This is a genomic window from Methylobacillus pratensis (assembly GCF_054072455.1).
The window spans coordinates 1-11093 of the sequence record NZ_JBSUSR010000003.1 but is presented as its reverse complement, the minus strand read 5'-3'; the positions used below and the strand labels follow the sequence as shown (position 1 = coordinate 11093).

The 11093-nt window shown below is 55.0% G+C and carries 9 protein-coding genes, 3 tRNA genes and 1 rRNA gene; 2 read left to right on the top strand and 11 right to left on the bottom strand.

The annotated features are described in order from the left end of the window. Positions 1 to 62: 62 nt before the first annotated feature. From ACW4YW_RS07420 to ACW4YW_RS07410, 3 genes are all read right to left on the bottom strand, one after another. Positions 63 to 138: transfer RNA gene (locus ACW4YW_RS07420), tRNA-His, on the bottom strand. A gap of 30 nt (positions 139 to 168) precedes the next feature. Continuing rightward, positions 169 to 245: transfer RNA gene (locus tag ACW4YW_RS07415), tRNA-Arg, on the bottom strand. Positions 246 to 274: 29 nt separating this feature from the next. Further along, a tRNA-Pro gene (locus ACW4YW_RS07410) sits at positions 275 to 351 on the bottom strand. 82 nt (positions 352 to 433) lie between these two features. Here ACW4YW_RS07410 and folD point away from each other — a divergent pair. Continuing rightward, positions 434 to 1291 carry a bifunctional methylenetetrahydrofolate dehydrogenase/methenyltetrahydrofolate cyclohydrolase FolD gene (folD, locus tag ACW4YW_RS07405; protein ID WP_457136993.1) on the top strand — a complete coding sequence of 286 codons (858 nt, stop codon included), beginning with the start codon at positions 434 to 436 and terminating at the stop codon, positions 1289 to 1291. A gap of 142 nt (positions 1292 to 1433) precedes the next feature. Beyond that, positions 1434 to 1856, top strand: a complete 423-nt coding sequence (gene dksA, locus ACW4YW_RS07400; RefSeq protein ID WP_309567014.1) for an RNA polymerase-binding protein DksA — start codon at positions 1434 to 1436, stop codon at positions 1854 to 1856. A gap of 214 nt (positions 1857 to 2070) precedes the next feature. Here the strand turns inward: dksA and pnp are convergent, their stop codons facing one another. The 8 genes from pnp to rrf all read right to left on the bottom strand — a co-directional run bounded on the left by pnp (position 2071) and on the right by rrf (position 11087). Further along, positions 2071 to 4209, bottom strand: a complete 2139-nt coding sequence (gene pnp, locus ACW4YW_RS07395) for a polyribonucleotide nucleotidyltransferase (RefSeq protein ID WP_457136992.1) — start codon at positions 4207 to 4209, stop codon at positions 2071 to 2073. A 92-nt stretch (positions 4210 to 4301) separates the two neighbouring features. Continuing rightward, positions 4302 to 4571, bottom strand: coding sequence for a 30S ribosomal protein S15 (rpsO, locus tag ACW4YW_RS07390; protein ID WP_015829110.1), 270 nt, complete (start codon positions 4569 to 4571; stop codon positions 4302 to 4304). Between the two features lie 218 nt (positions 4572 to 4789). After that, a complete protein-coding gene (truB, locus tag ACW4YW_RS07385; protein WP_457136991.1) occupies positions 4790 to 5698 on the bottom strand; it encodes a tRNA pseudouridine(55) synthase TruB in 909 nt (302 codons plus the stop codon). Between the two features lie 11 nt (positions 5699 to 5709). Continuing rightward, the gene (gene rbfA / locus ACW4YW_RS07380) at positions 5710 to 6084 is read right to left on the bottom strand and encodes a 30S ribosome-binding factor RbfA (protein WP_407994393.1); all 375 of its coding nucleotides are present in this window, start codon (positions 6082 to 6084) and stop codon (positions 5710 to 5712) included. A 3-nt stretch (positions 6085 to 6087) separates the two neighbouring features. After that, the gene (gene infB / locus ACW4YW_RS07375; protein WP_457136990.1) at positions 6088 to 8814 is read right to left on the bottom strand and encodes a translation initiation factor IF-2; all 2727 of its coding nucleotides are present in this window, start codon (positions 8812 to 8814) and stop codon (positions 6088 to 6090) included. Between the two features lie 74 nt (positions 8815 to 8888). After that, positions 8889 to 10355: a transcription termination factor NusA gene (nusA, locus tag ACW4YW_RS07370; RefSeq protein ID WP_457136989.1), complete on the bottom strand. Its 1467-nt coding sequence runs from the start codon at positions 10353 to 10355 to the stop codon at positions 8889 to 8891. Positions 10356 to 10381: 26 nt separating this feature from the next. Beyond that, a complete protein-coding gene (rimP, locus tag ACW4YW_RS07365; RefSeq protein ID WP_457136988.1) occupies positions 10382 to 10816 on the bottom strand; it encodes a ribosome maturation factor RimP in 435 nt (144 codons plus the stop codon). A 157-nt stretch (positions 10817 to 10973) separates the two neighbouring features. After that, a 5S ribosomal RNA gene (gene rrf / locus ACW4YW_RS07360) occupies positions 10974 to 11087 on the bottom strand. Positions 11088 to 11093: the final 6 nt, after the last annotated feature.

Below are 11093 nucleotides of genomic sequence, written 5' to 3'. Positions count from 1 at the left end.
GAGTACAAACCATGGCGCTACTATAAGCATAACGCCCTGTTGACACAAGGTTGCAAGGAGAATGGGGTGGCTGATCGGGCTCGAACCGACGACAACTGGAATCACAATCCAGGGCTCTACCAACTGAGCTACAGCCACCATTGAAACTGGATTATAAAAACCAGTGAATGGCCTGCCCGACAGGAATCGAACCTGTAACCCCCAGCTTAGAAGGCTGGTGCTCTATCCGGTTGAGCTACGGGCAGATTGTCGGACAATCATCTTGGGAAAAATATGGTCGGGGTGGAGAGATTCGAACTCCCGACATCCTGGTCCCAAACCAGGCGCGCTACCAGGCTACGCTACACCCCGAGGGCGAGAAATATAGCGCACTCCAGCAGGAAGGTCAAACTGATTCTGCTAAAATATCGCATTATTTTTGAAAAAATTTGTCATGACCGCCCAAATCATCAACGGAAAAGCCATTGCCGAAACCACGCTAGCCGAAACAAAATCCTTAATAGACAAAAGGTTGGAAAAAGGCTTACGGGCGCCGACGCTGGCCGTGATCCTGCTTGGCGCAGATCCCGCCTCTGCCATCTATGTACGCAACAAAAGGCTAGCTTGCGAGAAAACCGGCATCCGCTCCCTAGCTTACGACCTGCCTGACACCACGAGCGAGGCGGAATTGCTCGCGTTGATCGAACAGCTCAATCAGGACGATACAGTGGACGGCATCCTGGTGCAGTCACCCCTCCCAGCCCATATTGAAGAAAAGAAGATCATAGAAACCATCAGCGCCGCCAAAGACGTCGATGGCTTCCATCCATACAACATCGGCAGGCTCGCGGTGCGACAGCCCACGTTGCGCTCATGCACGCCTTACGGCGTGATCAGGCTTTTGCAATCCACAGGAATCAAGCTATTAGGCCTAGACGCCGTGGTTGTCGGGGTTTCCAATCACGTGGGACGCCCCATGGCCCTGGAACTTCTGCTTGCTGGCTGTACCGTCACCAGTTGCCATCGCCATACCAAGGACCTGCAAGCAAACGTAGCACGTGCAGATATCGTGGTCGCCGCAGTAGGCAAGCCGCATCTGATCAAGGGCGAGTGGATCAAGCCTGGCGCAATTGTGGTGGATATCGGCATCAACCGCCTCGCAGATGGCAGCCTGTGCGGCGATATTGAGTTCGAAACCGCCAAGACACGCGCAGCATGGATTACGCCTGTCCCAGGTGGCGTGGGCCCCATGACTGTTGCCACACTGATGCAGAACACGCTGTCAGCGCTTGAATTGCGTGAATCCAACTAAGTGACTGCTTAGAGTTGCTTATTCGCCTGTATTAAGGAGTTCAAGCCTTGCAGCACAAGGCTTTTGCATCACTGAATTATTCAGTGTACACTTGCGCCTGCTTTATTTTTCTGTTAATCGAACATTAACTCTTAAGGCGCACATGGCTGAAGCAATTACAAGACAATTTGTTCCTTACCAACCTAAGGCTGGCGAGGAATACATGAATGAAAAGCAGCTTGATCATTTCCGGAAAATTCTAAACGACTGGAAAGCAGAGCTTAGTCATGACATTGACCGCACGGTCCATACCATGCAGGACGAAGTCACCATGTTTGCCGATCCGAACGATAGGGCAAGCCAGGAGTCCGACATGGCATTGGAGTTGCGCAATCGCGACCGCGAACGCAAGCTGATCAAGAAGATTGACGAGACCCTGTCCAAGATCGATGAAGGTGATTACGGCTATTGCAATGGTTGCGGCATTGAAATCGGCCTTAAACGATTGGAAGCCCGCCCGACTGCAACATTGTGCATCGATTGCAAAACGCTGGATGAAATCCGCGAAAAGCAGGTAGCTAAATAATTAACCACCACCTGCCTTCATGCGTATAACACGTTTAGCTGAACGCAAAAGCAGGTTGCCAAGTCATTCATTCAATATTGAGGCCCGTCGCATTTGTTGTGACGGGCTTATCGCGCCCTAATTTTCCGACAAGATTCGCCCATTATTTTCGTTTCGAAATGCCAAACAAAAAGGCCGGTTTCAAATCGGCCTTTTTGTTGGACTAACGCAACTGTTACTGTTGGTCAGTTACTGTCGCTGAGTCTTCTGCCTTTTCTTCCGCAGCAGGCGCCTCGATCAACGCCTTGGCGCTCAGGCGCACGCGGCCTTTGTCGTCCACCTCCAGCACCTTGACCTTGACCACTTGGCCTTCCTTGAGGAAGTCAGCCACGGCATTCACACGCTGGTGTGCGATCTGGGAAATGTGCAGCAAGCCATCCTTGCCTGGCAGCAAGGAAACGATCGCGCCGAAATCCAGCAGCTTGAGGACGGTGCCGTCATAGACCTGGCCCACTTCCACCTCGGCGGTGATCGCCTCGATGCGCCTCTTGGCTTCTTCGCCTGCTTCGGCGCTGATGCAACCGATCTTGATCGTGCCGTCTTCTTCAATATCAATCGTGGTGCCGGTTTCCTCGGTCAGCGCGCGGATTACAGCGCCGCCCTTGCCGATCACATCGCGGATCTTCTCGGGGTTGATCTTCATGGTAATGATGCGCGGCGCAAATGCGGAAAGCTCTTGAGGCTTCTCGCCGACAGCTTCCTTCATCAGGCCGAGAATATGCAGACGGCCTTCCTTGGCTTGCGACAAGGCGACACGCATGATTTCCGCAGTGATGCCGGTGATCTTGATATCCATCTGCAGCGCGGTAATGCCGGATTCGGTACCAGCCACCTTGAAGTCCATGTCGCCCAGGTGGTCTTCGTCACCCAGGATGTCGGTCAAAACGGCAACGCGGTTGCCTTCCTTGATCAGGCCCATGGCGATACCAGCCACTTGCGCCTTCAAAGGCACGCCGGCATCCAACAAGGACAGGCAGCCGCCACAGACGGAGGCCATGGAACTGGAACCGTTGGATTCGGTGATTTCGGACACCACGCGAATGGTGTAACCAAACTCTTCCTGGCTTGGCAACACTGCCAGCAAAGCACGCTTCGCCAGGCGGCCATGGCCGATTTCGCGGCGCTTAGGCGTACCGACACGGCCAGTTTCGCCGGTGGCGTATGGAGGCATGTTGTAGTGCAGCATGAAGCGGTCAGCGTACTCACCCTGCAGCGCATCGATGATCTGCTCGTCACGGCCAGTGCCCAATGTCGCCACTACCAGCGCCTGGGTTTCGCCACGAGTGAACAGCGCAGAACCGTGGGTACGCGGCAATACGCCGGTGCGGATGCTGATCGGACGCACGGTGCGTGTATCGCGGCCGTCAATGCGCGGCTCGCCGTTGAGGATCTGGCTGCGCACAACCTTGGCTTCGAGGTTGAACAGTGCACCCTTGATTTCGTTAGCTTCAGCAGTAGAAGTCGTTTCTGTAATCAACTCGCCCAATACGCGGCTCTTGATTTCGTCCAGCTTGCCGGAACGCGCACCCTTGGACTTGATCTTGTAGGCTTCGTTAATGTCCGTGCCAGCCAATGCTTCGATCTTGGCAATCAGCTCGTTATTGGCTTCTGGAGGCGACCAGTCCCAAGGCTCCTTGCCGACTTCGGCAGCCAGCTCGTTGATGGCATTGATGACAGCCTGCATTTGCTCGTGGCCATAGACCACGGAACCCAGCATGACATCTTCCGGCAGTTCCTTGGCTTCGGACTCCACCATCAATACGGCGCTGTCGGTTGCCGCGACAACCAGGTCCAACTGCGTTTCCTTGAGCTGGGAGGCAGTCGGATTGAGGACATACTCGCCATTGATGTAACCCACGCGCGCTGCGCCGATCGGGCCGTAGAACGGGATGCCGGAAATCGCCAGTGCGGCGGAAGCGCCAATGATCGCTGGAATATCGGCATCGATCTCGGGATCGGAAGACATCACGGTGGCGACCACTTGCACTTCGTTATAGAAGGCTTCGGGGAACAGCGGGCGCAATGGGCGGTCGATCAGGCGGGAGGTCAGCGTTTCCTTTTCGGAAGGACGGCCTTCGCGCTTGAAGAAGCCGCCAGGGATCTTGCCGGCGGCATAGGTTTTTTCCTGATAGTCCACGGTCAGCGGGAAGAAGTCCTGGCCTTCCTTCACTTCGCGCTTGCCTACTACGCTCACCAGCACCACGGTGTCGCCGTAGCTGACCATCACTGCGCCATCCGCCTGGCGTGCAATTTCTCCGGTTTCAAGTGTCAGCTCATGCTGACCATAGGTAATCGTTTTCTTGATTGCCGTCACAATATTTGTCCTTTTAATAAAAAAATAAGCCGACAAGCATTGCGTCTCCGCTTTGCTTTCGGCTTATCTATGAATTCACAAGTGCGCGATGATTACTTACGCAGGCCCAAGCGTTCGATCAATGTACGATAGCGATCGGCATTCTTGCGCTTGAGATAGTCCAGCAACTTGCGGCGCTGACTTACCAGCTTCAACAGACCACGACGGGAGTGGTGGTCCTTGGCATTGCTTTTGAAATGCTCTGTCAAATAAGTAATACGGGCGCTAAGAAGCGCAACTTGAACTTCCGGGCTGCCTGTATCGTTTGGAGCTTGTTGGAAATCAGCAACAATTTTTGCTGTTTCTTGAACTGTAATTGCCATAACTTAATCCTAATGTTGTGAGATGTGTTTTGCGTCAATGCAAATGCAGGCTACATCAATCCCGCTAGAGCATTCATTTACAATCAACTCCATATTATAACGCTATTTCAATATGAGTTCAATGAAGCAGTACTAGAGCGATTTTTCGCTTACTGCCTCTTTGGAAATGCCAAGCTTTCATCCGCCTATTACAAGGCGAATCAATCAATCGTTACCGATCAACCTGCCTGGCGCAGCAAGCGCTTGGGGGCAATGGAGCCCCGGGAGGTCTGTTCGCCAATGCCGAGAAAAACACCCTGTTCAGAGTAAAGCCTGAACAATCCTTCGATGCTTAAGCCAGACTTCCAGACCTCTTGGCCGCGCAACAGATAAAAAGCACTGTCGTCGTCAAGGGTGACTTGAGGCAAATCCTCAATCGCGGCATCAGCCCCTAGCAGGAATTCGTCACGCTGTTCGAGCGACATTTGTTCGAGCTGCTTGATCGTAACCGCATCCTGCAGATTGAAATGCGCCGTCGTCAGTCGCCGCAAGCCACCGAGATGGGCACCGCACCTCAATAGCTTGCCAATGTCTTCCGCCAGCGTCCGTATATACGTGCCCTTGCTACATGAGACCACCATCTCGAACTGCTCGCCTTCAAACCGCTCGAGTTGAATGGCATGTATGGTCACCGGTCGGGGCTCGCGGACAATTTCCACACCATCCCGGGCATACTCATACAGCGCCTTGCCGCCATGCTTCAAGGCGGAATACATGGGAGGCACCTGCAGGATATCGCCGACCATCTTTTTTAGCGCGGCTTCCAATTCGGGCTGCGTCGTAGTAACAGGCAAGCGCGCCAGCACTTCGCCCTCGGCATCGCCTGTCGTGGTTGTGCTGCCTAGCGTCACCAATGCGCGGTAGCTTTTATCGGCATCCAATAAAAAATGGGAAAACTTGGTGGCCTCGCCCAGGCAGATCGGCAACAAGCCGCTAGCCAACGGGTCGAGGCTGCCGGTATGGCCAGCCTTGGCCGCTTGGTAGAGCCGCTTGGCGATCTGCAAGGCCTGGTTAGATGAAATACCTAATGGCTTGTCCAGCAATAGCACGCCATCGATATTGCGCTTGATTCGCCTGAATTGTTGCACAACCGCTTTACTCAGGCAGACTCGTCGTCTTGGTCAGGCGCGGAGGGAGGCAATACCTCGTCGATCAGCTTGGCGATATGCATGCCGCGGTCAATCGAGGCATCGTAACTGAAATGCAGTTGCGGCACTGTCCTCAACAGCAAACGCTTGGCCAGCTGGCTGCGCAGGAAACCAGCCGTCTTCTCCAGGCCTTTCTGCAATTCAGGCGTGCCTTGCGGCGCAGTGTAATAGATCTTGGCATGCGCCATGTCGCCACTGACCTCAACTTCGGTCACGGTCACCATGGAAGAAACCCTGGGGTCCTTCACCTCGAATTGCAGCAGATCAGCGAGTTCACGCTGAATCTGCTCGGCAACACGGTCGCTTCTGGAAAATTCCTTGGCCATGGCTTACAGGGTCCGCGCGACTTCCACAACTTCAAAGACTTCGAGGATATCGCCAACCTCGATTTCGTTGTAGTTCTTCAGGGACAAGCCGCACTCGAAGTTCGACTTCACTTCCTTGACGTCGTCCTTGAAGCGCTTGAGCGAATCCAGCTCGCCGGTATGAATCACCACATTGTCGCGGATCAGGCGGATCTTGGAGTTACGACGGATTACGCCATCCTGCACGTAACAACCGGCAACAGAACCGACCTTGGAGATACGGAACACTTCGCGAATTTCCACAGTGCCAATGACGTTTTCCTTCTGCTCTGGCGACAACATGCCGCCCAGCGCCGCCTTCACTTCATCCACAGCCTCGTAGATGATGTTGTAGTAGCGCACATCCACGCCGGAGCTTTCAATCAGCTTGCGCGCGCCCGCATCGGCACGCACATTGAAGCCGATCAACACGGCCTTGGACGCAGCCGCCAGGTTGACGTCGGACTCGCTGATGGCGCCCACGCCAGTATGGATAATGTTGACCTTGACTTCGTCGGTAGACAGCTTCTGCAACGAGGTGGACAGCGCTTCGTAAGAACCCTGGACATCGGACTTGATGATCAACGGCAATACCTTGACCTCGCCCTCGCCCATCTGCTCGAACATGCTTTCCAGCTTGGCAGCTTGTTGCTTGGCCAACTTGACGTCGCGGAACTTGCCCTGACGGAACAAGGCGATTTCACGCGCCTTGCGTTCATCGTTGAGCACAATGACTTCTTCACCGGCGCTCGGCACGTCGGAAAGGCCGAGAATTTCCACTGGAATGGAAGGGCCAGCCTCTTTCACGTCGCGGCCGGATTCATCCAGCATGGCGCGGACGCGGCCATAGGCAGTGCCGGCCAGGATCATGTCGCCGCGCTGCAATGTGCCGGACTGCACCAGGATCGTCGATACCGGGCCGCGGCCCTTGTCCAGCCGGCCTTCGATCACCAGGCCCTTGGCCGGGACGTTCTTAGGCGCCTTGAGCTCAAGCACTTCGGCCTGCAGCAGTACAGCTTCCAGCAGGTTGTCGATACCAATGCCGGTCTTTGCAGACACTTCGACGAACATGGTATCGCCGCCCCAGTCTTCCGGGACGACTTCATGGCTGACCAATTCCTGCTTCACACGTTCAGGATTGGCTTCAGACTTGTCAATCTTGTTCACGGCAACGACCAGCGGCACGCCGGCAGCCTTGGCGTGGTGCACCGCTTCAATGGTTTGCGGCATCACGCCGTCATCCGCCGCCACCACCAAGATCACCACGTCGGTTGCCTTGGCGCCGCGTGCACGCATCGCGGTAAACGCTTCGTGGCCTGGAGTATCCAGGAAAGTCACCATGCCGCGCGGCGTCTCCACATGGTAGGCGCCGATGTGCTGTGTAATGCCGCCGGCTTCGCCAGAAGCCACGCGGCTGCGACGGATATAGTCCAGCAGTGAGGTCTTGCCGTGGTCGACGTGACCCATGACCGTCACCACTGGCGGACGCGGCTCTTGGGTCGCCTCTGCGTGTTCCGCTTCATCCAAGAAGGCTTCCGGATCGTTGGAGGCGGCCGCCTTGGCGTTATGTCCCATTTCTTCCACGATGATGATCGCGGTTTCCTGGTCCAGCACCTGGTTGATCGTCACCATCATGCCCATCTTCATCAGGGTCTTGATGACTTCGCTGGCCTTGACCGCCATCTTGTGGGCAAGATCGCCCACGGTAATGGTTTCTGGCACCAATACATCATGCACGATCGGCTCTGTCGGCGCCGTGAATGCATGCTGCTGGTTTTCATTGCCCTTGGATTTGGACTTGCTGCCTTTTGCACGCCAGCCCTGGCCGGCAGCGCCTGTATCGCCGCGGGTTTTTACCGCGCCGCGCTTCTTGCCGTCGCTGTCGCTCCATTCCTTGCCGCCGCTCTTGCCAGTTTTCTTGGCATTCTTGTCGTCGGTTTTGGGAGCCTCCTTGGCTGCGGGCTTATGCAACGTTCCTTCAGACAGCTTGGTCGCAGCAGCCTCGGCTGCACGCTTGGCTTCTTCTTGACGGCGCTGGGCCAACTCCTGTTTCTTGCGCAATTCCTCAGCCTGGATCGCCATCAAGGCGGCTTGGCGTTTTGCTTCGCGCTCGCGCAAAGCCAACTCATCGGCCCCAAGCAGTTCCTTGGCTGTCAGTTTCGGACGCGCCTCGGTTACAGGCTTTTCCTCTACCGGTGCCGCAGCTTCTACCGCTTCTGGCGCAACCTCAACGGCAGGCTCAGGTGCTACTGGCTCCACTTCAGCTTGCACGGCGACTGGTTCCGGCTCGGGAGCCGCTTCAACCACTGGCTCAGGTATATGTTCGGCAACCGGCGCAGATTCGACTAGCGGTTCGTCAGCAATCGCAAGCGACTCCTGCGCAGCCTCTTCTTCAGGGACTGCTTCCAATGCAGGGTCACGGCGCACAAGCACGCGCTTCTTACGCACTTCCACTTGGATGGTGCGTGCCTTGCCGCTGCTGTCCGACTTCTTGATTTCAGTAACTTGCTTGCGGGTCAGCGTAATCTTGTTCTTGGGTTCCTGTGCGCCGTGCTCCTTGCGCAGGTATTCCAGCAAGGAGGTTTTATCCTGCTCTGTGAGTGTGTCGTCATACGCAGTCTTGTTGACGCCTGCCCCTTTTAACTGCTCCAGGAGCAGTTCAGCCGGCAGCCCTAATTCACTGGCAAACTGTGCTACGCTCGATTGTCCCATTCTGTTACTCCAATCTCTTTCATTTGCACTGTCAGCCAGTGCATTTCTTCTTAGCTACGCTATTTGTACACGCCTCAAGCAAACCAGGGGGCACGCGCAGTCATGATCAATTGCTTGGCGCGCTCGACATCCATGCCAGTTAGTTCAACTAGGTCATCCACCGCCAGGTCGGCAAGGTCGTCCATGGTGGCTACGCCCTTGCCAGCCAAGGTACGCGCAGTCAATTCGTCCATGCCTTCCATGCGCAGCAGATCCTCGGAGGCCTCGCCCACCTTCTCTTCCTTGGCAATCGCCTCGGTCAACAAGGCAGCGCGAGCACGCTTGCGCAGCTCATTGATGGTATCTTCATCGAAAGCCTCGATCTCGCTCATTTCAGCCAGAGGCACATAGGCGATTTCTTCCAGGGTGCTGAATCCTTCCTGCACCAGGATATCGGCCACCTCTTCATCCACATCCAGCTTCTCGACAAACAATTGCAGGATACTGCTGTGCTCTTCCTCGTTCTTCTTGGCCGCTTCTTCCTCGGTCAGGATATTCAATGTCCAGCCGGTCAATTCCGAAGCAAGGCGCACGTTCTGGCCATTGCGCCCGATCGCCTGGGCCAATTGCTCTTCGTCCACGATGACATCCATGCTATGGGCATCTTCATCCACCACGATGCCTGAAACTTCGGCAGGCGCCATGGCGTTGATAACGAACTGGGCTGGGTCCATGGACCACAATACGATATCCACGCGCTCGCCTGCCAATTCACCGGTGACGGCCTGCACACGCGAGCCGCGCATGCCAACACAGGTACCTACAGGATCCAAACGCTGGTCATTCGACTTCACCGCAATCTTGGAGCGCAAGCCGGGGTCACGGGCTGCCGACTTGATTTCCAGCAAGCCTTCTTCAATTTCAGGTACTTCCAGCTCGAACAGCTTGACCAAGAACTCAGGCGCCACGCGCGACAGGATCAGTTGCGGGCCGCGGCCGCCGCGCTCGATACGCGAGAGGTAGGCACGGACACGGTCGCCGACGCGCAGGTTTTCCTTGGGAATCATCTGCTCGCGCGGCAGTACCGACTCGAGACGGCCCACTTCAATAATGGCATTGCCCTTTTCCATACGCTTGATGACACCGGTCACCAGGTGCTCCTTGCGCGCAAGGAAATCATCCAGGATCTGTTCACGCTCGGCTTCGCGTACCTTCTGCAGAATGACCTGCTTGGCGGCCTGTGCCCCGATGCGGCCGAACTCCACCGACTCCAAAGGCTCTTCGATGTAGTCGCCGACAGCCAGGCCTTCAGCACGGACATCGTCCGTATCAACCTGCGCATCCGGGTTTTCCAGTTCCTCAGCCTCAACCACCTGCCAGCGGCGGAAAGAATTATATTCTCCGCTATCGCGGTCGATTTCTACGCGGACATCGGCATCTTCAGTAAAACGCTTCTTGGTAGCAGAGGCCAGAGCCAGCTCCAGTGCCGTAAAAATAACGGTTTTAGCCACATTCTTCTCATGGGCCAATGCATCGACCAATAACAATATTTCGCGACTCATTTCAATCTCCGCCAAAAAATTGGTGTTTAGAACTCAGGGGACAATCTTGCCTTGTCAATATTGGAAAATGGCACGCGTTGTTCCACGCCTTCACACTCCAATACAAGATGCTCCTGATCCACGCCACGCAATATGCCTAAAAAATTCTTCCTGCCTTCAACCGGCACCCGTAATTTCACTTGGGCTCGCTCACCCACGAACCGTACAAAATCCGATTCTTTCTTCAATACCCGATCCAAGCCAGGGGAAGAGACTTCCAGCCTGTCGTAATCTATATCGTGTTCGACAGCCAATAAGTTGCTTAAGTGATTGCTCACCAATACGCAGTCGTCAATATCAATGCCTTCCGGCTTGTCGATGAACAAGCGGATCAATTTTCCGCGATTGGCCAACTCCATATCGACCAGCTCATATCCAAGCTGCTCGAGGGACTTTTCCAACAATGCGTTTAAATCCTGCATAAAAACCTTATTGCCTGATTCTACAAATAAAAAATGGGCTCAAAGCCCATCCCCAATGGTCGCTATTATAGCAACCAGCCGTTAATAACACAAAAACAAAAGCCCTCTTTTAGAGGGCTTTTGTCATCATCCAGAGAGCTCTGGATGTTAAATAAAAGTCTGGCGGTGACCTACTTTCGCATGCGAGTTGCATACTATCATTGGCGCGGAATCGTTTCACGGCCCTGTTCGAGATGGGAAGGGGTGGTTCCAATTCGCTATGGCCGCCAGACATAAC